The following is a 21,340-nucleotide window of genomic DNA, read 5'->3' as shown; positions in this document are numbered from 1 at the left end:
AGAACTAGCCAGCGCCGAGCCGCCGACTGGCAAAACTGAACAGCAGAACCGAGAGAATCAGAACGCCGGTGGCCACCTGCTGCCAGAAGAAATTCCAGCCGATCAGCAGCAGACCGTTGGCCGTGACGTTGAGAAATAGCACACCGAGCAGTGTACCGGGTACGTTGACCCGGTTGTGCAGGCTCAGCGTGGCACCGATGAAGACCGCACCGATGGCATTCATCAGGAAGGCATTGCCGGACATCGGCGCGTAGGCGTTCACCGTGGCCGGCAGCAGGATGCCCGCCAGCGCGCTGGCAAAGGCACTGGCGATGAACACCAGGGCAGCGATACGTCGCTGCGCCAGGCCCGAATAACGCGCCACCAGTGGCTGGCTGCCAAGGACGATGATCTCCCGGCCTAAGCGGCCACGCGCCAATACCACGCCATACACCAGCGCCAACAGTGCCACCAGCAGCAAGGGTAGCGGCACGCCGAGCAAGCGCTCACTGGCCAAGCCGCTGCGCACCTGCGCCTCCAGGTAGATCGGTTGTCCGCCATCGGAAAGCAGCTTTTGCACGCTGCTGCCAATGAACAGCGTGCCAAGGGTGGCCAGAAAAGGGGAAATACGCAGCCCGGCGATCAGCCCGGCATTGAACAACCCGGCCAGGCTGCCAGCCAGCAGCCCACCGGGAATCGCGACATAGAGCCCGAAGCCGGCATTGAGCAGCAGGACGAAGGTCAGCGCCGAGAAGTCCAGCGCAGTGCCGACTGACAGGTCGATGCCACCCGCAGCGATGGCGTAGGTCATGCCGATGGCGACGATGGCCAGCAGCACGAAATTGTTCAATAACAGGCTGGACAGGTTGCCGACGGTGAGAAAGCCGGGTGCCTTCAACGCAAAGAACAGTAGAACGGCGGCGAACAGCGTCGGCATGACCAGGCGCAGCAACGCCCGGCCAGAGAGCCCGGTCAGACCGGCAGGCTGCGGGGCGGATAACGAATCGGACATCTCAGGCCTCCTTGTTGCGCAAACCGGACAGGGCCACCACCAGCAGGATCAGGACACCCTGCACGCCGTCGACCCAGAAGCTGGAAATATTCAGAAGCTGGAAGCCGTTGATCAGCACCCCGACCAGCAACGTTGCCAGCAGCGTGCCGCCGATGCTCGGCTGCAGACGCTGGGAGAAGATCACCCCAAGAAAAGCAATGGCCACCACCGACAACAGCATCTCGCCGGAACCGGTGGTGCTGCCGCTGAACCAGGCCGCCGAACAAAACGCGGCCAGGCTGCCGCACAGACCGCTGATCAGGTAGCTGGCGAACACGTAGCCACGCACCGACAGCCCAGCGGCATTAGCCGCCTCCGGGTATTCGCCGATGGCGTACAGGCGCAGGCCGAATGGCGTGTACTGCATCAACACGATCAGCACGCCACCGACCGCCAGCAGCACCCAGGCCAGGGCTGGCACGCCGAGCCAACTACCGAAGGCCAGCCCTTCCAGCAACGGCGAAGTGCTGGGCAGGACGGTGTTTTCGGTCAGCACCAGTTCCAGCCCGGCCACCAGGTTCATCGTGGCCAGGGTTGCCAGCAGCGGCGGCAAACGGAAACCGACCACCACCAGCGCATTCAGCGTGCCGATGGCCAGGCCAGTGCCAAGCGTCGCGGCGATGCTGACAACATCGCCGAAACCGGCGTTGTTCAGGCTGGCATAGACCGCAGCGGACAACCCGAGGTTGGCCGCCAGCGACAGATCAAGCCCACCGGACACCACGTTCGAGCCGCCGCCGATGATCACCGTGGTCAGGCCAAAGGCAAGGCTGCCGAGGATCGCCGACTGGGCCAGCACATTGACCAGGTTGCTCGGGGTGAGGAAGTTCGGCGCACTGAGGGCGAAGGCCAACAGGATCGCGGCGAAGGCCAGCAGCGCGCCACGGCGCAGCAGCCACTGCGCGAATCGCGGGTGGAAGGCATCAGATAGCAATGGCATAGGCATAGAAAGGTCGTTCCTCGTTCTGCGCGCGTTGCGCGCCAGTAGCCACCGCCAGCAGGCGGTCACTGTTCGCCTCGCCAGCGGCGAAACGTGCGGCGATGGCGCCGCGGTGCATGACATGAATGCGGTCGCAGAGGCCGATCAACTCCGGCAGGTCGGACGAGAGGATCAACACCCCGGCGCCCTCCTTCACCAGTTCACCGATCAGCCGATAGATCTCCACCTTGGCGCCAACATCGATGCCAACGCTGGGCTCGTCCAGCAGGTACAGGCTGGAACATCGCGCGAACCACTTGGCCAGCGCCACCTTCTGCTGATTCCCGCCGCTGAGCTGACGCACCTTGGCATGCGCGCCAGGGGCCTTGATCCTTAGGCGCTCGATCAGCTCCAGGGTGGTATGCCGCTCGCGCGCCGGCGACAGCAGCCCCAGGCGGACGAAGCGCGACAGTGCCGCCAGGGTGGTGTTCTCCTGCACGCTCAGGTCGAGCGCCACGCCTTGCCGACGGCGCTCCTCGGGCATCAGCGCGACGCCCTGGGCGACAGCCTCGCGCGGGCTGCGCAAGGACAACGGTTGCCCGTCCAGGCGCACCTCGCCGCTGTCCGGTGGCGCCAGGCCGAACAGGCTGCGTAGCAACTCCTTGGCGCCCGAGCCCACCAGCCCGGTGAGGCCGACGATCTCGCCACGGCGCACCTGCAGGTCGATGCCCTGGTAGGCCCGTGCCCGACCCAGCCCGCGCACGTCGAGCAACAGCGCACCGGCAGGCACCGCTACCTTGGGGTACAGCTCGCCGACTTCGCGGTTGACCATCAGGCGGGTGATCTGCTCCAGCGACGTGTTGCGCGGGGAGACTTCAGCGACATCGCGACCGTTGCGCAGTACCGTCACGCGGTCGCACAGGGCCTCGATTTCCTGCAGGTAATGGGAGATGTAGACGATCGCCAGGCCATCGTCACGCAGGCGCTGGACGATCCGCAGCAAACGCTCCACCTCACGCTGCACCAGGGCCACGCTGGGTTCGTCGAACACCAGCACACGCGGTTTGATCAGCAGCGCGCGGACGATCTGCACCATCTGTTGCTCGGCGCTGCTCAGTTCACCGATCAGCGCATTCGCCGGCAGTCGCAGGCCGAAGTAGTCGTCCAGCAGACGCGCGGCCTCGCGCTGCTGGGAGCGGCGATCGAGCAAGGGCCCGAATCGCCGTTCGTGGCCGAAGAACAAGGCTTCACCCACGGTGAAACGGGCCGGCAACAAGCGTTCCTGGTGGATGAAGCCAATGCCCAGGCGCTCCACCTGGCGCGGGCTGAAATGCCCGTGCGGCTGGCCGTCGAGCAGCAGGCTGCCGGCGTCCGGGCGGTGGATGCCGGCCAGCACCTTGATCAGCGTAGACTTGCCGGCGCCGTTCTCGCCCACCAGACCGTGCACGCTGCCCGCCGCCACCCGCAGGCTGGCGCCGTCGAGCGCCCGGGTGGCACCGAAGGTCTTGACGATGCCACGCAGCTCCAGCACCGGCGTACTCATGCGTCGCCTCGAATGCGTTTGACGTCATCGACGTTGCCCGCCGTGGTCAGCAGGGTCTCGACGAAGGTTTCGGGCGGCAGATCGTGCTCGCCGGCCAGGTAGCGGGCGACGTTATGCACCGCCGTCCGGCCAATCAACGCAGGCTGCTGCGCCACCACTGCAGCCACCGGGCTACCGGGCTGGCGCAGCAGTTCCAGCACCTCGGGCGTACCGTCGACGCCATAGGTGCGCACTTCATTGCGCCCGGCTTCGATCAGCGCCTGGCTGGCACCGAGCTGCGGCAGATCCCAGGCCGCCCAGATCGCGTCGAGCTCACCCTTGGGGTACTTGTTGAGCAAGGCGGCAACCTGACTGCGGGCATCCTGCACGGTGTTGGGAATCACGTCGCGCAACTCCGGCTGGATGAACTCGATCTGCGGGTAGAACTTGCTCACCAGCTTCAACTGGTCATAGCGAATGCCGCAGCTCGGCACGCCATAGAAGCCATTGAACAGCAGCACCCTGCCCTTGCCGCGCAGATCGGCCACCAACTGCTTGGCCAGCAGCAAACCCGTGCTCCAGTTGTCTGCGGAAATCGTATTGACCGCGTACTGCGACGGCACCTCGATGGTGAACAGCGGGATGCCGGCGGCGCTGATGCGCTTGAACCAGGGCTCGATGATGCTCAGCGTGCCGAGGGTGTGAATCACTGCATCGGGCTTCTGCGTCACCAGATTCTGCAACTGGGTCACCATGGCCTTGTCGTTGCGCCCGGCATCCAGGGTGATCGGCGTGCCGCCCAGGCGCTGTACCTCCTCGACCTGCACCTTGAAGGCCCGGCTGTCGAAGTAGATGCTGGTGCCCACGGTGCTGATGGCGATGCGCTTGCCCTTGAGCGAAGGCACTGTGGCACTGGCCTCGGCACCGCTGTCGGCTCCAGCCGCCATGGTGCGGGTCAATGGTGCGGCAAGCCCGAGAGCGAGCATCGCCGAAGACGCGCCGAGCAGGCCGCGCCGGGAAATGCCGGAGCAGTCGTTGTCCCTCATTGGTCACCTCGCAGGTGCTTGACCTGAGCCAGGTTGTCGCGGGTCGTCAATAGCGCGGCGACATGGGTTTCCTTCGGCAGATCACGCTGGCCGGCCAGGTAGCGGGCAACGTTGCGCACGGCGGTGCGGCCAATCAGGTCGGGCTGCTGCGCAACCACCGCGCCGATGGGCGAGTTGTCAGGGGCGAGCAGCTCCAGTACCTCCGGCGTGCCGTCCACACCATAGGTGCGGATCTCACTGCGCCCGGCGTCGATCAGCGCCTGGCTGGCGCCGAGCTGAGGGATGTCCCAGGCCGACCAGATGGCGGCGATATCGCCCTTGGGGTACTTGTTCAGGAGCGCGGCGATCTGGCTGCGGGCGTCCTGCACGGTGTTGGGAATCACATCACGCAGCTCCGGCTGGACGATCTGCAATTGCGGATGATCGGCCAGTACCTTCTTCAACTCGTCGTAGCGGATCGCACAGACCGGCACCCCGTAGAAGCCGTTGAACACCAGGATGCGGCCCTTGCCGCCGGTGTCGCGCACCAGCTGTTCGGCCAACGCGCGGCCGGCCGCGACGTTGTCCGAGGTGGTGTTGTTGAGGCTGTACTGTGATGGCACATCAATGGTGAACAGCGGGATGCCTGCTGCCTGGATGCGCTTGAGCCAGGGGTCGATCACGCTCAGGGTGCCGAGGGTCTGAATCACCGCATCGGGCTTTTGCGTGACCACCGTGTTCAGTTGTGTGACCAGATTGCGGTCGTTGCGCCCGGCGTCGAGGGTGATCGGCGTGCCGCCCAGGCGCTTGATCTCATTGACCTGCGCCTGGAACGCCTTGATGTCGAAGTAATGACTGGTGCCAGTCATGCTCACGGCAATGCGCTTGCCGGCCAGCGACGGCACGGCCTCGCCCTCCTCCTCGGCTTGTGTCAGGCCGCCCGCCAATGCCAGCACCAGGGCGGTGAGCAACGTCAGGATTCGACTCATGCTTGCACCCTTTGCTGATCTGCCAAGGCGGCGCCGTTGAGGTAGTGGTCGCCGAGCAGTCGCCGTTGAGTGGGCAGTGCCGGTTCGGCGCTGCCCGGCTGTGGACGCGGCAGACTACTGCCCACCAGTTCGAAATGCGTCTGCGCGGCCAGGCGCGCGGCCTCGGCGGCGCCCAAACGAAAAGCGATGGCGGCCGACTGCGAGGCGTCGGCGCGTGCCAGCAACGCGTCGGCGGCGTCGATACGGATGCGCAACTCGCCGACTGCAGCGATGACCAGCGCTTCATGGCGAGCACTCTGCCCGCGCAGGTAGTCAAGCAGAGCTGCCTCGACATGACGGGCGTGGGCCAGGTCACCCCGGCCTTGGGAATGGGTGTTGGACATGGCGTGACCTCAGTTCCAGGAATGACGTTGCGGCTTGATGCCGTTGAGCAGTTGATTGCCGACCAGGTGGTACTTCCAGCGCACCGGGTCATGCAGCGTGTGGGTGCGCGCATTGCGCCAGAAGCGGTCCAGCCCCTGGCTGGCCGAGACGCTGCGCGTGCCGCCCAGCTCCAGCAGGCGACTGGACGCCTCAAGGGAAATCTCGGTAGACAGCACCTTGGCCTGGCCGACCACCACTGAGGCTTCAGCAACGTGCTCTTCGCCAGGCTCGGCGACGGCGCGATCGACCGCCTCGGCAGCGCGCTGCAAGATCGCCTCGGCCGCCTGCAGGCGCCAGGCCAGCTCGCCGATTAGCGCCTGGCCAAGTGGATCCTGCCAGCCGTGCTGCAAGCCGCTGTCGACCCAGGGGCGTGCCTGACGCGCCACGCGCAGGGTTTCGGCAAAGGCGCCACGGGCGATGCCGGTGTCCACGGCGGCCTGGATGATCTGCGAGATCGGGCCATCAGCGGTTGGCTGGTCGTAGGCCTTCCAGGCCGGTATCACCTCGCTCGCTGGCACCCGCACGCCTTCGATACGCACCTGGCCGCTGGCTGTGATGCGCTGGCCGAAGCCATCCCAACTGTCGATCACCGTCAGGCCAGCTGCATCGCGTGGCACGAAGGCGATGTGCGGGCGGCCCTCCTCGTCGACACCCGCGACCGGGACGATGTGGGCGAACAGCGCCCCCGTGCAGTAGGCCTTCTCGCCATCGAGCACGGCGCTGTCGCCGTCGAAGCGGATCTGCGTCTGGAAGGTGGTGACGTACTGGCTGCGCGCTTCGGAAAAGGCGTTACCGAAACGGTAGCCTTGCAGCACCTTGGCGTAGTAGCGGCGCTTCTGCGCCTCGCTGCCGGTCAGGCCGAGGTTGCTGAGCACACCAAAGTGGTTCTGCGGCAACTGGCCGAGCGATGAATCGGCGGCGGAGATGGTCGCGATCACCTCGCTGAGGGTGACATAAGATACCCCGGCGCCGCCGTGCGCCTTGGGCACGCTGATTGCCCACAGACCGCTTTCGGAGAAGCGATCCAGTTCCTCCCAGGGCAGGCGCCGCTCGCGATCACGCCAGGCTGCCTCACGGGCAAAATCCTCGGCCAAGCGCTGCGCCACCTCGATGGCTTCGGCGTCGCTACGGATGATCTGTGCCGGGCGCCGAGGCGCCGAGCTGACCTGCTCGCGCAGATCGGCGGGTTGTGACTGAGTCATGTGTTGCTCCAAGCGTGATGGATTCTCCAGGGCTACTGCACAGCCCGTACCAACCTGGAAAATCCTTCATATTCAATGACTTGATGCGCAATCCAGATAATTGGAAAAGCACCTGTGGCGGCAAACTGTGGATTGGCTGTTGCCGGGCGGACACTTGCCTCAGACCTGTTCACGACCTGCTGCGCGTCGGCCCTCCTGCGTTAAAAAAGGCTGGAGCGCCAGCGTGGTCGGACTGCTCATTTACAGCGGATGAAGTCGAGCGCGACTCCGACCGCGCCTCGCCTGTTTTTGCGGGGCCGCCATCGGTGTTGCATGGCGTTATCTCGCGAGATCGTGAGCAGGTTCTCAGAGGCTGATATCCAGCGGGTACTGGACGATCAGGCGCAGTTCGTCGACGTTGGACTCGGCGACGTGATCGCCACCGACGCGGTGGGTGGCCTGCATCAGGTTGAACGAGAGGTCCTTGGCCGGCCCACTCTGCAGCACGTACTTCAGCCACAGGTTGCGCTCCCAGTGGCGGCCGTCCTCGGTACCATTGAAGTAGCTGTAAGCGCCCCCCGCGCGCGTACCGTCGATGTCGGTACCGCGCACGTAGCGGGCCGTCAGGCTCAGCCCAGGCACGCCAAGCGTGGCGAAGTCATAGTCGTAACGGGCTTCCCAGGCTCGCTCATTGGGGTTGTTGAAGTCGGAAACCTGCGAGGCGGCATCCAGTTGCAGGTCATAGGTGTTCCACACGTAGTCGAACGGCGTGTCGCCATCGATGCGTGTGTAGGACAGCTTGAAGCCATGAGCGCCGGCAGCCAGACCGGCATGCACGCTCCATGAGTCGTTGTCGATCTGGCCGGCCAGCGCCTGGCCGCTGTCACGGGTGCGGTAATAATTGAGGCCGGTCTTCAGGCTCAGCTCGCTACCCAGCGGCTGCACATGGTCGACGCTGAAGAACGACTGGTTCCATACGTCGTCGAGGCGGCTGCTGTGCAGGCGCAAGGTGAGCTGGTCGTTGAACAGGTAATCGCCACCCAGGTACACCACATCGTTGGCGCCCTTGATACGCCCGGCATAGACGGTGCCGAGATCACCACGGTGGTTGCTGGCGTTGCGGTCACTGCTCGACTCCAGCTTGCCGCCCTGCAGGCTCAGGCCATCCAGCGAGTTGTTGTTGAAGATGAAGCCGCGCAGAGTCTGCGGCAGCAGGCGAATGTCGCTGGCGTGCAGCACCGGGCTGGTCGGGCTGACGTCGCCATAGCGCAGTTCGGTGTCGAAGGCGCGCACCTTGAGCGCGGCGCCAACCTTGCCGTAGCTGTCCTTGGGCTCGCCATCGAAGTTGCTCCCCGAGCGCGACACGATGCCGGGCACGCCGACACCATTGCCGACTGCCCCATTGCCGCCATCGAGCTTGAGCCCGACCAGCCCCTGCACATCCACGCCGAAGCCGACAGTGCCACGGGTGAAACCGGATTGCAGATTGGCGATGATGCCGTGGCCCCATTCACGATGCAGGCTCTGCCGCTCACCCTTGTTGGGGTTGAGGGTGAAGTCGCCGTTGCGATAGTCCTGGCTGAAGAAGAAGTTGCGGTTGAGCACATGGATCTGCGTGCCGTCGATGAAGCCTTCATCATCGCTGTCGGCAAACGCGGGGCCGGCCAGCAGGATGGCCAGAGAAAGAGCTGTTCTGTAGCAAGCGGTAGAGCGCATGGCAGTGATCCTTGGAATGACGAGGTAGGCGCCTTTCCAGGCGCTGCAAATCCAGTTGTTCCAACAACCATGCCAACAGAAAAAATCATTGTTATTCAATCACTTGAACAATCTACTCAACACTATGATGCACCGTCTGCGGAGCAATCTGCACAACTGCTGTTGCCGGCGCCACAGCGCTTTCGTCAGGACAAAAAAACGCGGCCTGGGCCGCGTTGAATGGAACATCACCTACTCAGTAAAAGGCGGTATGACCACAGCGTTCCACAGCCGTCGCCACCGCTCAGTCAGCCTTGCCGCCCAGGTAGAAATGCTGAATATCTTCCCGCGCGGCCAGCTCGGCAGCACTGCCCTCACCCACCACCCGGCCGTTCTCCAGGATGTAGGCATGGCTAGCATGGCGCAGGGCAACGTTGATGTTCTGCTCGGCCACCAGAAAGCTCACGCCCTCCTGCGCATTGAGCTGGGCGACGATGGCGAAGATCTCCTCGACGAGGATCGGCGCCAAGCCCATCGAGGGCTCGTCGAGCAGCACCAGGCGCGGTTTGGTCATCAGCGCGCGGCCGATGGCGAGCATCTGCTGCTCACCGCCGGAAGTCAGCCCAGCCTGAGTCTTGCGCTTGGTCTTCAAGCGCGGGAACCAGGCATAGATGCGCTCCAGATCCTGCTCCAGTTGGCGCCGCGTCGGGTTACGCAGGAAGCCGCCACTGCGCAGGTTTTCCTCGATGGTCAGGTGGGCGAACACATGCCGTCCTTCCAGCACATGGACGATACCCTGGCGTGCCAGCAGGTTGGCCGCGACACCGGCGGTGTCCTGCCCCTGGAAGCGGATATGGCCACGGCTGACCTGCGCCCGGTCGGCCTGCACCAGGCCGGAAATAGCCTTGAGTGTGGTGCTCTTGCCAGCACCGTTGGCGCCTAGCAAGGCGACGATATCGCCCTGCCCGACCCGCAGGGATACACCGGCCACGGCGAGGATTGCGCCGTCGTAGATCACTTCGATGTCCTCCACTGCCAGCAGCTCGCTGCTGACGGCGGCTGGAAGAGTCGCACTGGTCATGGATTGTTGCCCTCTGGTCGTCGTTCAGCGGGCGGCGCCTGCCGCCCCACAGCCTTGAAATGCGTTGCCCGTGCCGGTCGCGGCTAAAGCCCCTGCCACAGGTGAAAAGCGAGCGTTCACGGCGCGTCACACGCACGGGGGGTCACGCCTTTCTCTTTCGCGTACTCGGCAGCCTTGGCGTCAATCAGGGGGCGCAGGGTGACATGATCGGCCTGCACCCAATCGGTGATCAGCTTCCACTGCTGGCCATCCCACTGCTGCACCTTGACGGCACCGCCCCCCTCGTGGTCGCTGCACGACAGCTTCAGCGGCTGCATCAGCCCCAGGAAACCGATCGCCTTGAGCCGCGCATCGTCGAGATCGAGGTGTTCCAAGCCCCAGCGACCTTCCTCGCCATTGAGCGGCCGCGCTCCGAAGTGCTTCTGCGCGGCGCGGATCGCCTCAACGGCGATGGCGGCATTCACCAGGCCGGAGTTGTAGTAGACGCTGCCGAAGCTCTTCGGATCCTTGAGGTCGCTCTTGCCCTTGTCGAGGATGTGTGCCTTGATGCGCTGGTGGATGTCGAAGTCGGCACCGCCCGGATAGGGCGTCAGGGCCAGATAACCCTTGCCCGCCTCGCCGGCCGGCAGCACGTCTTCATTGGAGCTGGCCCAGATGTCGCCAACGATGCGATCGACCGGAAAGCCGAAGCGCGCCGCAGTCTTGATCGCCACCGGGGTGGACACGCCCCAGGTCCGCAGGAATACCCAGTCCGGCTTGAGCTGGCGCACCTGGCGCCACTGCGAGGCCTGCTCGTTACCCGGGTCGGCGACGGGAATCTGGATGTTCTCGAAGCCGTACTTCTCCGCCAGCAGCTTCAGCGGCCCCTGGGTTTCCCGGCCATAGGCGGAGTCGTGGTAGACGGTGGCGATCTTCTTGCCCTTGAGCTTGTCCAGCCCACCCTCGCGCTCGGCCACGTAGTTGATGAATGCCGAAGCCTCGCTGTAGAAGGTCAGCATCACCGGGAAGTTGTAGGGAAAGACGCGGCCATCGGTGGCCTCGGTACGACCATAGCCGAGGGTGATCAGCGGGATCCGGTCGGCCTCGGCCTTGTCCGCCAGGGCATAGGCAGCCGGCGCACCATTGGGCTGGTAGACCGCTACCGGAGCGCCATTGAGGCCGTTCTTGAAGCGCTCGTAGCACTCGATGCCCTTCTCCGCCGTCCACTCGGTCTCACACTCCTGCCAGACCAGCTTGACGCCATTGATGCCGCCTTCGACGTCGTTGATGTAGCGCAGGTAGTCGATCATCCCGGCCCACACCGGAATGCCGCTGGAGGCATAGGCACCGACTCGGTAGGTGGCTAGCGGGAAGAATTGTTCATTGGCCGCCTGGGCCGCCGACGGCATCGCGGCGTAGCTCGCGAGCGCCAGGCCAAAGGCGGCGACACCGCGTTTGAGCGTTGCATGCATGGTCTTTCTCCTCAGGCGCCCGGCCCACGCGACGGTGGCCGGGCGCAGGTCATGGGGGTTTATTGCTCGTTGGCGCAATTACGCGGGGTGATGCCCTTCTCCTGGGCATAGGCGGCGGACTTGGCCTCGATCAGCGGACGCAAGGTGGTGCGGTCAGCCTGGATCCAGTCGGTCACCAGCACCCATTTCTCGCCGTCCCACTGCTGAACGCGGGCCGCACCACCGCCCTCGTGATCAGAGCAGGACAGCTGCAGCGGTGGCAGCAGCCCTTCGAAGCCACTGGCCTTGAGGCGCGCGGCGTCGATATTCAGGTGCTCGAAGCCCCAGCGCGCTTCCTCACCATTGAGCGGGCGGTTGCCAAACTTGCCCTGGGCGGTGCGCAGCGCCTCGACGGCAATCGCGGCATTGATCAGGCCGATGTTGTAGTACACCTTGCCGAAGTAGCGCTTATCCTTCAGGTCGCTCTTGCCAACATCGAGGATGTGCTGGCGCAGGCGCTGGTGAATCTCGAAACCGTCGCCACCGGGGAACGGCGCCAGGGCCTGGTAGCCCTTGGCCGCCGTGCCGGCTGGGAGCACGTCGGCCTCGGAGCCGGCCCAGACGTCGCCGATGATGCGCTCCACCGGGATGCCGAAGCGTGCGGCCGTCTTTATGCCAACCGGAGTGGACACGCCCCAGGTACGCAGGAACACCCAATCTGGCTTGATCTGCCGCACCTGGCGCCACTGCGCCGACTGCTCATTGCCCGGATCGGCCACCGGGATCTGGATGTTCTCGAAGCCGTATGTTTCCGCCAGCAGCTTCATCGGCGCTTGGGTTTCCCGGCCATACGCCGAGTCGTGGTAGACGGTGACGATCTTCTTGCCCTTGAGCTTGTCGAAGCCGCCCTCGCGCTCGGCGATGTAGTTGATGCCCACCGAGGCCTGCCCGTAGTAGTTCAGCAGCAGTGGGAAGGCATAGGGGAACACGCTGCCGTCGGTAGACTCGGTGCGCCCGCCGGCACCATCGATCAGCGGGATGCGGTCGGCCGCGCCCTTCTCCATCAGCGCATAGGAGCCCGGCGTGCTGTGGGTGAAGAAGAACGCCGTCGGCGCGCCATCCTTGCCATCTTTGTAGCGCTCGTAGCACTCGACGATACGGTCGACGTTCCACTCGGTCTCGCACTCCTGCCAGACCAGCTTGACGCCGTTGATGCCGCCTTCCACCTCGTTGATGTAACGGAAGTAGTCGATCTCTCCGGCCCACCAGGGAATCCCGCTGGAGGCATAGGCGCCGACCCGGTAGGTGGCCATGGGAATGAACTGCTGGTTGTCGGCGGCCTGGGTGACGACCGGAGACAGGGCCTGGGCGCCGAGCACAAAGAGGCTGACGAGCAGGTGACGATGCAAGGGTTTGCGCATGGTGTGAACTTCTTGTGCTGGGGTGAAAACCTCCTTTCCCGCGGTCGGGTCAAGGTTCATGGAAAGAGGCGGTCGTGCTCAGAATCGCAGCGGCCAGACCCTGATGCGTTCGCGCAGGTCGCCGAGCAGGCGCACCAGGCCTTCCGGCTCCTTGATCAGAAACCAGATGATCAGGCTGCCGAAGAGGATCTTCTGCAGGTTCTGCAATTGCCCGGCATCGACGTTGCCGCCGAACAGCCACTGCCCGGCATGGCTGAGCAGAATCGGTGTGAGGCTGATGAAAGCCGCGCCGATGAAATTGCCGGCGATGCTGCCCATGCCACCGATGATGATGATGAAGAGGATCTGGAACGAGCGGTTGATATCGAAGCTGCCGGCACTGGACGTGCCCAGGTAGGCGAAGGCCCAGAGCGCCCCGGCGATGCCCAGGTAGAAAGAGCTGACGGCAAAGGCCAGGCGTTTGTAGCGCTCCACCGGAATGCCGATCACCGAGGCGGCGGTGTCCATGTCGCGGATCGCCATCCAGTTGCGCCCGACCTGGCTGCGCACCAGGTTGACCGCGACCCAGGTCAGCAGCACCACACAGCTCAGGGTCAGCAGGTAGCGACCTACCGGCGAGGCCAGGCTGTGGCCGAACAACTCCAGGCGCGGTGCGCTGATGGTGCCGGACGAGGCATGGTTGTAGAACCAGGGAAACTTGGCGAACACCCATTCGAGGAAGAACTGCGCAGCCAGCGTGGTGACCATCAGGTAGAAACCCTTGATCCGCGAACTGGGTATGCCGAACAGCAAGCCGACCAGGCCGGCAATCAGCCCGCCGCCGATCAGCGCCAGCGGCAACGGGAGCCCAGGCACACGCAGCAGCAGGCCGTAGGTGGCGAAGGCGCCCACCGCCATAAAGCCGGCGGCACCGACCGAGGTCTGCCCGGTGTAGCCGGTCAGCAAGTTCAGCCCCAGCCCGGCCAGCGACAGCACCAGGAAGGGAATCAGGATCGCGTTGAGCCAGTAGTCGTTGCCCAGCCAGGGCAAGCCGACGAAGGCCACCAGCAGCAACAACGGCAGGCCCACTGGCCAGCGACGGCGCACCAGGGTCAGCGGCGCCTCGTCGAAGCCGGCGCCCAAGCGTGAAACGGTAGCGGTCATTGCGTCATACCCGTTCGGTGGCCCGGTCGCCGAGCAGGCCGGCCGGACGGATGTAGAGGAAGATCAGGGCAAGGAAATACGCGAACCAGGGCGTGATGCCGCCGCCGATCAGCGGGCCTATGTAGGCTTCGGCGAGGTTCTCGGCGGCGCCGACGATCAGCCCGCCGACGATGGCTCCGCCAATCGAGGTGAAGCCGCCGATGATCAGCACCGGCAGCGCCTTGAGCACGACCAGCGAGAGCGAGAACTGCACGCCCTGGCGCGCCCCCCAGAGCAGCCCGGCCACCAGCCCGACCATTCCGGCCACGGCCCAGACGATCTGCCAGATGCGGTTGAGGTTGATCCCCAGCGACAGCGCCGCGCGGGTATCGTCGGCCACCGCCCGCAAGGCCACACCGATGCGGGTCTTGTTGAACAGCAGCGCCAGCACCGCCACCAACAAGGCGGAAACGCCGGAGGCAACCAGGTCGAACTGGCTGATCATCAGTTCGCCGACGAACAGCGGGACGTCCTCGATGCCCAGATCCAGCGCGCGTACCTGGGCGCCCATCAAGCCCTGGGCCAGGCCCTCGATGATGAACGACAGGCCAAGGGTGGCCATGAACAGGGTGATCTGCGAGCGATTGACCAGGGGCCGCAGCACCAGGCGCTCGATCAGCAGCGCGCCGACGATCATCACCAGTACGGTCAGGGCCAACGCCAGGGCGAACGGCAGGCCCTGCTCGTGCAGGCTGACGAAGGTCAGCGCAGCAAACAGCAGCATCGCGCCCTGGGCGAAGTTGAACACGCCGCTGGCCTTGTAGATCAGCACGAAGCCGATGGCCACCAGCGAATACAGGGTGCCGGCGAGCAAGCCGCCGATCAAGGTTTCCAGGAAGAAGTTCATCCGTGTGGCGCTCCCAGGTAGGCGGCGATCACATCGGGATTGGCCTGCACTTCGGCCGGTGTGCCATCGCCGACCTTGCGCCCGTAGTCCAGCACCACCACGTGGCTGGACAGCCCCATGACCACCTGAATGTCGTGTTCGATGAGAATCACCGTGGTGCCGAGATCACGGTTGATATCGGCGATGAAGCGGCTCATGTCCTGTTTCTCTTCGGCGTTCATCCCCGCCATCGGCTCATCGAGCAGCAGCAGGGTCGGCTGCGCGATCAGCGCACGCCCCAGCTCCACGCGTTTCTGCAGGCCATAGGCCAGGCTGCCCACGGCAACGTCGCGCCAGGGCTGCAGCTCGAGGAACTCCAGCACCTGCTCGGCGCGCTCGGCGAAAGCCCGGGCCTCGCGCCGGGCACGTGGCAGGCCCAGCGCCTGTTCGAGAAAGAAACTGCGCTGGAAACGCGACAGACCGGTAAGCAGGTTGTCCAGCACACTCATCTTCTTGAACAGCGCATTGTTCTGGAAGGTACGGCCGATCCCCAGCCGCGCCGCCTGCAGCGGGTGCGGCCGGCGCAACGGCTCGGTGGCGAAGAACAGCTGGCCGGCATCGGCCCGGTAGACGCCATTGAGGATGTTCAGCAGCGAGCTCTTGCCGGCGCCATTCGGCCCGATCAGGGCGCAGATCTCGCCGCGCCTGACGCTGAAGGACAAGTCGGAAATCGCCTTCACGCCCTTGAACGACAGCGACACGTTGCGCACCTCCAGCAAAGCACTCATGCCGCGCGCTCCAGATATTCGTGCAGCCATGACAAGCGTGCCGGGCCTTGTAGCGCCACGCTGGCGGACGCACTTGGCACCTCGATCCGGCGCAAGCGATGGAAGCCGAGCAGACGCCGCACCCGCTGCTTCAGCCAGCGACGCAAGCCCTGGTGTGGATTTTCCAGCGTCCAGTCACACAGACGCCGTCGCCAACTGTCTGGTGGCGCCAGGCGGGCATCGATTTCGCCCGCCAGCGCCTCGACCCCCGCAGCGGACAACAACAACCCGGTCGGGGCGATTTCGCGACGGTCGCGACCAGCAGACTCGCTCGTTTCCGGGAAGGCTAGACTTTCGCCATGGTGCAACCAACGGCTCAGCAAATGCCCCAGTCCCTCACGCCATTCGGTGCCCTCATCGACCCACAGCACGTCATCTTCGGCGACCTGCGCCCAACCCTGACGCTGCGCCACCGGCGCCTCGCCGACAAACAACGTCGACAGCGGCTGCACCTGCCACAAGCCGTTGCTCACGACATTGGCCTGGGCGGAAAACAAACGCAGTGGCCACAGCTCGGCAAGGCCGCTGCCCAACCAGTGCGACACGTCTTCACGGCGTTGGACGAAGGCGAACGTCGGACGCGCCTGGCGCAGTTGCCGTTGCAGCTCATCGCCACGGCTGTCGCGGCCAATCACCAGACTCTGGCCGCCAAGCGGGTGGGCAGCCAACGCCAGAATCAGCAGGCTCGGCTCGAAGGCGCCACTCAATGCCAGGCGCTGCCCGGGGCCGAACCCCTGCTGGCGCAAGCCGTTGGCAACCCGCTCGACCTCGTGCTGCACATCGATCCAGCGCCAGGCCTTCCACACACCAAGACGGCGATGACGCAGGGCGATTTGTGTCGGCCGTTCTCTGGCCCAACGCTGCAGCGCCGTCAGGGCGCTGTCGGCCACTACGTCGGGCAACGGCAGATAGCGTTCATGAATGCTCATGCAATGACTCCTCTGCCGATTCAGGCCGGCTCGGCCAGGTTGACACCGACGTTCTCGCGCTGCTGGCTGAGGTCGCGATAGCCGGCGCCAGGATGGTTGGCGGGCAGTCGCGGGCCATCCCCGAAGAGCTTCTCGCGCAGGGTTCCGGAACGATATTCGGTCTTGTACACACCGCGTTTCTGCAACTCGGGCACCAACAGCTCGACCACATCGCGGAAGGTTTCGTGGGCCAGGACGTAAGCCAGGTTGAAGCCGTCCACGTCGGTTTCCTCGACCCAGGCCTGCAGCTCGTCGGCGACGGTCTGCGCACTGCCGACGATCAGCGGGCCGAAGCCGCCAATACCCACCCAATCGGCCAGTTCCTGCACCGTCCATTGCTTATTGGGGTCGGCGGTGGAAAAGGTTTCCACTGCCGACTGAATGGCATTGGTATGGATATGCTTGAGCACCTGGTCGGGCCGGTACTGGCCGAAGTCGATACCCGTCCATCCCGAGATCAGCGCCAGCGCACCTTCGTAGCTGGTATATGACGTGAGCTCCTGCCACTTGGCCTGAGCCTTGGCGTCGGTCTCGTCGACGATCACTGTCTGCAGGTTGAAGATCAGCACCTTGCGTGGATCACGCCCGGCCTCGGCAGCGCGACGGCGGATGTCGGCCACGGTTTTCTTCAGGATCACCTTGGACGGTGCGGCGACGAACACGCACTCGGCGTGTCCGGCTGCGAAGTCCTTGCCACGGCTCGACGCCCCCGCCTGATAGAGCACCGGCGTGCGCTGCGGCGAAGGCTCGCAGAGGTGGATGCCGGGCACCTGGAAGTGCTTGCCCTGGTGGCGGATCTCATGAACCTTGCTGGGATCGCTGAAAATGCCGCGCTCGCGATCACGCAGCACAGCGCCCTCTTCCCAGCTCCCCTCGAACAGCTTGTAGAGCACTTCAAGATATTCGTCGGCGTAGTCGTAGCGCGCATCGTGGTCGCTCAGCGCCTTCTGCCCGAGGTTGCGCGCGCCGCTGTCGAGGTACGAGGTAACGATGTTCCAGCCGATGCGCCCCTTGGTCAAGTGATCCAGGGTCGACAGGCGCCGGGCGAAAGGATACGGGTGCTCGAACGTCAGCGAGGCGGTGAGGCCAAAACCGAGGTGTTCGGTAACCAGCGCCATCGGGGTGATCAGCGCCAGCGGATCATTGACCGGAACCTGGGTCGCCTGGCGGATGGCCGCATCGCCATTGCCGCCCAGCACGTCGTAGATGCCGATCACGTCGGCGATGAAGATGCCGTCAAACTTACCGCGCTCAAGCAACTTGGCCAGATCCGTCCAGTACTCCAGATCCTTGTATTGCCAGGCGCGATCCTTGGGGTGCCTCCAGAGTCCGGGCGACTGATGGCCGACACAGTTCATCTCGAAGGCGTTCAAACGAATTTCACGTGGCATGGGGGCTCCTGATCGATAGGCTCGGCACCCTGTTTCGGCGCCTCTCAATGCTCTATCAACACAATCCATGCCAATAAATATTTTCTTTATTTACAATGACATAGAGATTGCTCGAAGCAGCTTTAATGCCTGGAGGACGACATCACTGCTGATCAGCTGTACAACAGCGAACAGTGTTGATGCGCAGCGAGAAACATGCCGAGCTCTGCGACCCGGTCATGAGTACACCGCATTCAGCCAATCTTGATAAATATCAAGGTCATCGAGCCCCACTGCGTCACGCTTGGCCTGAACCGGTGGGCCTTCATCGAGGCTGCCACCGCGGTGGAGGCCATCATGAATACTTACTCAAGACTGCTGCTGATCTGCCATCCAGACCTGCACCCTTCGCCTGCCCTGACGCGTGCTCAAGCGCTGAGCAGTGCGACAGGTGCTACCTTGCACCTGGTGGCGCTCAGTCAATTGCCCTCGCGCCTGGCAACCCTGGACCAGGTGCTACGCAAAAACGCCCGCAAGCAGGACGCCGAGCATCGCAAGGCTTGGCTCGCTGAGCAGGTCAAGGCGCTGGGCGAGCTGGGCATTACCGCCTACGCCGAGACACTGGACGATCAAGACCCGCTCAAGGACTTGATCCGGCTGGCCCAACTGCACCGGGTCGGGATGGTGATCAAGGACATCCAGCACGAAACCGCCTTGAGCCGTGCCCTGCTCACGCCATTGGACTGGCAATTGCTACGCCGCTGCCCGATCCCGCTGCACCTGGTAGCCCAGGCTGAAACGAAGCTGCCAGCGCGCATACTGGTCGCCGTTGATCTGGTCGAGCACGACCCGGTGATCGACAAGCTCAACGACCACATCCTGCAATCGGCACAGGCACTGGCACAACGCTGCAAGGCGCAGCTGCATTTGCTGCAGGCCTACGAACCCAGCGCCAGTTTCGTCGCCTATGCCGCCGCACCCGTGGCCTGGACAGACAAACTGGTCGAGGAAATGTCAGGTCGTGCGCGCGAGCGCATGGCGACGTTCGGCGGCCACTATGGCATCAAGCCAGACCACCTGCACCTGGTGCGGGGCGCTGCCCGTAACGTGGTCAGCGAGTACGCGAACCAGCAAGGCTTCGATGTGGTGGTGATGGGCACGCTCTACCACGAGGGGGTGAGCAAGGTCGTCGGCAGTACTACCGAGCAAACCCTGTACAAGGTTCACTCCAGTATTCTGGCGATTCACGGTTGAACGGTCGCCCACTGGCTATGCTCGACTGGATACTCATCAAACCGCACAGTGCCATGCAGCTCATGTCGCTGTGAACGACCTCTGGAGCGCAGGGCATGAATGACACCTCGCCGTTGCTGTTCGCCCTGCAAGGCAGCCAGGCCTATGGGAATGCCGTGGCGCAACGCCTGGGCAGGACACTGTCTGCACATGAAGAGCGCGACTACGAGGACGGAGAGCACAAGTGCTGGCCTGGCGAATCGGTGGACGGTCGATCGGTCATCGTCTTCCACTCGCTGTATGGTGACGCGCACCACAGCGCGCATGACAAGCTATGCCGGTTGTTGTTCTTCTGTGGCGCGCTCAAGGACGCTGCTGCCCGCCAGGTGACGGCAGTCACGCCTTACCTCTGTTATGGTCGCAAGGACCGCAAGGTGGAGTTTCAGGACGCTATCATCACTCGCCATGTGGCTCGGCTGATGGAAAGCTGCGGCGTGGACCGCATTGTGGCGCTGGACGTGCACAACCCCAGCGCCTTCGACAACGCCTACCGAATCCCGAGCTGGAACCTGCAATGTACCCCACTGTTCGCCCAACGCCTGGCCCCGCTCCTCGGTGAGCAGGCGGTCACGGTGGTGTCGCCGGATATCGGTGGCGTCAAACGTGCGGAGCAGTTTCGCCAGGTCCTGGCGCACCTGCTGGCGCGCCCGGTCTCGGTGGCCATGATGGAAAAACACCGCCAGCAGGCAGGCCTGAGCGGCGAACACCTGGTCGGTAACGTGGCAGGCAGCACCGTCATCGTGTTCGATGACCTGATCAGCACGGGGCAGACGCTGCTACGCGCTGCCCAGGCCTGCCGGCAGGCCGGAGCCAGCCGCCTACTGGCTGCGGCCACCCACGGCCTGTTCACCACCGGTGGCGAGCTGTTCGACAGCGGCGCGTTCGAACGGGTACTGGTGGCCGACAGCATCGCCCCCTTTCGCCTGCCCGTGCGATGCCTGGCGCAACTGGATATCGTCGATACCAGCGCCTTGGTCGCCGAGTTGCTTGCCGACCGCCCGGGCACTGGCGCATGACCCCAGTGCAGGTGGCGCCGGCGGAGCGTCCCTACTCCTGAAATCGGTCGGGCCATGAGGCGTGTCGCAGGCCATGCTGATGGTGTTCGCGCAGAGCATCATGGGAACCGCTATAACCGTCTACCCTGCCTCCCTGCCAAAGGCGTAGCCCTTGAAAACTGACCCCCGGCACCATGGGAGCACTGTGCATGCCTATCGACTTCAGACCCGCTCAAGTCTCGGACGCGCATGATATTGCGCGCTTCTTTCAACTGACATCGGAGGGCATGGCCGATTACATATGGAGCAAGCTCGCCGCACCTGGAGAAGCCTTGCTGAGTGTCGGTGCGTCTCGCTATGCCAGAGAACAGGGCGACTTTTCATACAAGAACTGCCTGATGGCCACTTTTGAAGGGCGCGTCATCGGCATGATGCATAGCTATGCCTTGCGCGCAACGCCTGACAGGCCAGTCGAGACCGACCCCGTCCTCGCGCCTTATTCCGACATGGAAATACCCGATACCTTGTACATATCCAGCCTGGCGCTGGATGAGGACTGGCGGAGCCAGGGGCTGGGCGCCCAGTTTCTTCACCACGCCCAGCAGCGCGCTGACGACGCGGGCCTTGATGGGTTGTGCCTGATCGATTACGCAGAAAACCACGGTGCACGCCGCTTCTACGAACGTCATGGTTTTCAAATTGTTAAAACCTGCCAGATCGTTCCGCACCCGATGCTGGGCGTCACCGGTGAAGCCTATTTAATGTATCGCCCTACTCACAACGTGCTCGAGAAACAGCCATGAACCAGAAACTGACCGTGTTCCGCGAACTGGATATCCAACCGCTGCGCGACCTTCCGTTCTTTGAAGAAGTCCTGGAAGGCAGCCCTCACACGCTGACGTCCAAGTACTATCACGATGAACAGCAAGGTCGCATTTCCGGAGAATGGGAAGCCAGCACCGGGGCGTGGCGCATTGACTACAAAGTCTGGGAGTTCTGCCATGTCCTGAGTGGATGCTGCGTCATCGAGCTTGAGGGTTGCGCCCCGGTCACACTGGCCGCTGGCGACACGTTCATTATCGAACCGGGCGCCAAGGGCAAATGGACCGTAGTGGAAGACATGAAGAAGAACTTCGTGATCCTCGTGCCCGCGAACTAAGCCA

The 21,340-nt window shown here is 64.0% G+C and carries 20 protein-coding genes; 4 read left to right on the top strand and 16 right to left on the bottom strand.

The genetic code is table 11. The features are described from left to right. Window positions 1–4 precede the first annotated feature (4 nt). From BJQ17_RS03485 to BJQ17_RS03410, 16 genes are all read right to left on the bottom strand, one after another. Window positions 5–991, bottom strand: coding sequence for an ABC transporter permease (locus tag BJQ17_RS03485; protein ID WP_003253977.1), 987 nt, complete (start codon window positions 989–991; stop codon window positions 5–7). A gap of 1 nt (window position 992) precedes the next feature. Next, complete coding sequence (locus BJQ17_RS03480; RefSeq protein WP_060538308.1) at window positions 993–1,970, bottom strand: ABC transporter permease; 978 nt, start codon at window positions 1,968–1,970, stop codon at window positions 993–995. Continuing rightward, the gene (locus BJQ17_RS03475; RefSeq protein ID WP_003253979.1) at window positions 1,954–3,492 is read right to left on the bottom strand and encodes a sugar ABC transporter ATP-binding protein; all 1,539 of its coding nucleotides are present in this window, start codon (window positions 3,490–3,492) and stop codon (window positions 1,954–1,956) included. The genes BJQ17_RS03480 and BJQ17_RS03475 overlap by 17 nt, the downstream gene beginning before the upstream one ends. After that, window positions 3,489–4,517 carry a sugar ABC transporter substrate-binding protein gene (locus tag BJQ17_RS03470; RefSeq protein ID WP_070095529.1) on the bottom strand — a complete coding sequence of 343 codons (1,029 nt, stop codon included), beginning with the start codon at window positions 4,515–4,517 and terminating at the stop codon, window positions 3,489–3,491. The genes BJQ17_RS03475 and BJQ17_RS03470 overlap by 4 nt, the downstream gene beginning before the upstream one ends. Further along, window positions 4,514–5,485, bottom strand: coding sequence for a sugar ABC transporter substrate-binding protein (locus BJQ17_RS03465; protein WP_003253981.1), 972 nt, complete (start codon window positions 5,483–5,485; stop codon window positions 4,514–4,516). Before BJQ17_RS03465 ends, BJQ17_RS03470 begins: the two co-directional genes overlap by 4 nt. Next, window positions 5,482–5,868, bottom strand: coding sequence for a hypothetical protein (locus BJQ17_RS03460; RefSeq protein ID WP_003253982.1), 387 nt, complete (start codon window positions 5,866–5,868; stop codon window positions 5,482–5,484). The genes BJQ17_RS03465 and BJQ17_RS03460 overlap by 4 nt, the downstream gene beginning before the upstream one ends. A gap of 9 nt (window positions 5,869–5,877) precedes the next feature. After that, complete coding sequence (locus BJQ17_RS03455; protein ID WP_003253983.1) at window positions 5,878–7,110, bottom strand: SfnB family sulfur acquisition oxidoreductase; 1,233 nt, start codon at window positions 7,108–7,110, stop codon at window positions 5,878–5,880. Window positions 7,111–7,455: 345 nt separating this feature from the next. Then, a complete protein-coding gene (locus BJQ17_RS03450) occupies window positions 7,456–8,805 on the bottom strand; it encodes an OprD family porin (protein WP_064614761.1) in 1,350 nt (449 codons plus the stop codon). Between the two features lie 283 nt (window positions 8,806–9,088). Beyond that, window positions 9,089–9,865: an ABC transporter ATP-binding protein gene (locus BJQ17_RS03445; protein ID WP_003253986.1), complete on the bottom strand. Its 777-nt coding sequence runs from the start codon at window positions 9,863–9,865 to the stop codon at window positions 9,089–9,091. A 116-nt stretch (window positions 9,866–9,981) separates the two neighbouring features. Further along, window positions 9,982–11,316, bottom strand: a complete 1,335-nt coding sequence (locus tag BJQ17_RS03440; RefSeq protein ID WP_003253987.1) for an ABC transporter substrate-binding protein — start codon at window positions 11,314–11,316, stop codon at window positions 9,982–9,984. A gap of 59 nt (window positions 11,317–11,375) precedes the next feature. Beyond that, window positions 11,376–12,716, bottom strand: coding sequence for an ABC transporter substrate-binding protein (locus BJQ17_RS03435; RefSeq protein ID WP_060538311.1), 1,341 nt, complete (start codon window positions 12,714–12,716; stop codon window positions 11,376–11,378). Window positions 12,717–12,794: 78 nt separating this feature from the next. Continuing rightward, the gene (locus BJQ17_RS03430; RefSeq protein ID WP_003253989.1) at window positions 12,795–13,859 is read right to left on the bottom strand and encodes a branched-chain amino acid ABC transporter permease; all 1,065 of its coding nucleotides are present in this window, start codon (window positions 13,857–13,859) and stop codon (window positions 12,795–12,797) included. Window positions 13,860–13,863: 4 nt separating this feature from the next. Continuing rightward, the gene (locus BJQ17_RS03425; RefSeq protein WP_070095528.1) at window positions 13,864–14,745 is read right to left on the bottom strand and encodes a branched-chain amino acid ABC transporter permease; all 882 of its coding nucleotides are present in this window, start codon (window positions 14,743–14,745) and stop codon (window positions 13,864–13,866) included. Next, complete coding sequence (locus tag BJQ17_RS03420; protein ID WP_003253991.1) at window positions 14,742–15,512, bottom strand: ABC transporter ATP-binding protein; 771 nt, start codon at window positions 15,510–15,512, stop codon at window positions 14,742–14,744. Before BJQ17_RS03420 ends, BJQ17_RS03425 begins: the two co-directional genes overlap by 4 nt. Further along, window positions 15,509–16,480 carry an AMP-binding protein gene (locus BJQ17_RS03415; protein ID WP_019751199.1) on the bottom strand — a complete coding sequence of 324 codons (972 nt, stop codon included), beginning with the start codon at window positions 16,478–16,480 and terminating at the stop codon, window positions 15,509–15,511. Before BJQ17_RS03415 ends, BJQ17_RS03420 begins: the two co-directional genes overlap by 4 nt. Window positions 16,481–16,500: 20 nt before the next feature. After that, a complete protein-coding gene (locus BJQ17_RS03410; protein WP_004576517.1) occupies window positions 16,501–17,910 on the bottom strand; it encodes an LLM class flavin-dependent oxidoreductase in 1,410 nt (469 codons plus the stop codon). Window positions 17,911–18,153: 243 nt separating this feature from the next. Here BJQ17_RS03410 and BJQ17_RS03405 point away from each other — a divergent pair, with 243 nt between their 5' ends. From BJQ17_RS03405 to BJQ17_RS03390, 4 genes are all read left to right on the top strand, one after another. Further along, window positions 18,154–19,143, top strand: a complete 990-nt coding sequence (locus BJQ17_RS03405; RefSeq protein ID WP_004576516.1) for a universal stress protein — start codon at window positions 18,154–18,156, stop codon at window positions 19,141–19,143. Between the two features lie 95 nt (window positions 19,144–19,238). Further along, window positions 19,239–20,198, top strand: coding sequence for a ribose-phosphate pyrophosphokinase (locus BJQ17_RS03400; protein ID WP_070095527.1), 960 nt, complete (start codon window positions 19,239–19,241; stop codon window positions 20,196–20,198). A gap of 188 nt (window positions 20,199–20,386) precedes the next feature. Continuing rightward, the gene (locus BJQ17_RS03395) at window positions 20,387–20,980 is read left to right on the top strand and encodes a GNAT family N-acetyltransferase (protein ID WP_175442705.1); all 594 of its coding nucleotides are present in this window, start codon (window positions 20,387–20,389) and stop codon (window positions 20,978–20,980) included. Beyond that, window positions 20,977–21,336 carry a cupin domain-containing protein gene (locus BJQ17_RS03390; RefSeq protein ID WP_014860486.1) on the top strand — a complete coding sequence of 120 codons (360 nt, stop codon included), beginning with the start codon at window positions 20,977–20,979 and terminating at the stop codon, window positions 21,334–21,336. Before BJQ17_RS03395 ends, BJQ17_RS03390 begins: the two co-directional genes overlap by 4 nt. Window positions 21,337–21,340: the final 4 nt, after the last annotated feature.

The organism is Pseudomonas sp. NBRC 111139 (assembly GCF_001753955.1).
Taxonomy (GTDB): domain Bacteria; phylum Pseudomonadota; class Gammaproteobacteria; order Pseudomonadales; family Pseudomonadaceae; genus Aquipseudomonas; species Aquipseudomonas alloputida.
The sequence above is the reverse complement of the archived record's forward strand: the minus strand, read 5'-3'. Positions and strand labels throughout refer to the sequence as shown.

Excerpts from the sequence above, each read along its gene's own strand:
- BJQ17_RS03465 (WP_003253981.1), bottom strand. The coding sequence starts at position 5,485 with ATGAGTCGAATCCTGACGTTGCTCACCGCCCTGGTGCTGGCATTGGCG.
- BJQ17_RS03470 (WP_070095529.1), bottom strand. The coding sequence starts at position 4,517 with ATGAGGGACAACGACTGCTCCGGCATTTCCCGGCGCGGCCTGCTCGGC.
- BJQ17_RS03410 (WP_004576517.1), bottom strand. The coding sequence starts at position 17,910 with ATGCCACGTGAAATTCGTTTGAACGCCTTCGAGATGAACTGTGTCGGC.
- BJQ17_RS03425 (WP_070095528.1), bottom strand. The coding sequence starts at position 14,745 with ATGAACTTCTTCCTGGAAACCTTGATCGGCGGCTTGCTCGCCGGCACC.
- BJQ17_RS03395 (WP_175442705.1), top strand. The coding sequence starts at position 20,387 with ATGCCTATCGACTTCAGACCCGCTCAAGTCTCGGACGCGCATGATATT.
- BJQ17_RS03475 (WP_003253979.1), bottom strand. The coding sequence starts at position 3,492 with ATGAGTACGCCGGTGCTGGAGCTGCGTGGCATCGTCAAGACCTTCGGT.
- BJQ17_RS03420 (WP_003253991.1), bottom strand. The coding sequence starts at position 15,512 with ATGAGTGCTTTGCTGGAGGTGCGCAACGTGTCGCTGTCGTTCAAGGGC.
- BJQ17_RS03455 (WP_003253983.1), bottom strand. The coding sequence starts at position 7,110 with ATGACTCAGTCACAACCCGCCGATCTGCGCGAGCAGGTCAGCTCGGCG.
- BJQ17_RS03440 (WP_003253987.1), bottom strand. The coding sequence starts at position 11,316 with ATGCATGCAACGCTCAAACGCGGTGTCGCCGCCTTTGGCCTGGCGCTC.
- BJQ17_RS03460 (WP_003253982.1), bottom strand. The coding sequence starts at position 5,868 with ATGTCCAACACCCATTCCCAAGGCCGGGGTGACCTGGCCCACGCCCGT.
- BJQ17_RS03435 (WP_060538311.1), bottom strand. The coding sequence starts at position 12,716 with ATGCGCAAACCCTTGCATCGTCACCTGCTCGTCAGCCTCTTTGTGCTC.
- BJQ17_RS03450 (WP_064614761.1), bottom strand. The coding sequence starts at position 8,805 with ATGCGCTCTACCGCTTGCTACAGAACAGCTCTTTCTCTGGCCATCCTG.
- BJQ17_RS03445 (WP_003253986.1), bottom strand. The coding sequence starts at position 9,865 with ATGACCAGTGCGACTCTTCCAGCCGCCGTCAGCAGCGAGCTGCTGGCA.
- BJQ17_RS03415 (WP_019751199.1), bottom strand. The coding sequence starts at position 16,480 with ATGAGCATTCATGAACGCTATCTGCCGTTGCCCGACGTAGTGGCCGAC.
- BJQ17_RS03430 (WP_003253989.1), bottom strand. The coding sequence starts at position 13,859 with ATGACCGCTACCGTTTCACGCTTGGGCGCCGGCTTCGACGAGGCGCCG.
- BJQ17_RS03400 (WP_070095527.1), top strand. The coding sequence starts at position 19,239 with ATGAATGACACCTCGCCGTTGCTGTTCGCCCTGCAAGGCAGCCAGGCC.
- BJQ17_RS03390 (WP_014860486.1), top strand. The coding sequence starts at position 20,977 with ATGAACCAGAAACTGACCGTGTTCCGCGAACTGGATATCCAACCGCTG.
- BJQ17_RS03485 (WP_003253977.1), bottom strand. The coding sequence starts at position 991 with ATGTCCGATTCGTTATCCGCCCCGCAGCCTGCCGGTCTGACCGGGCTC.
- BJQ17_RS03480 (WP_060538308.1), bottom strand. The coding sequence starts at position 1,970 with ATGCCATTGCTATCTGATGCCTTCCACCCGCGATTCGCGCAGTGGCTG.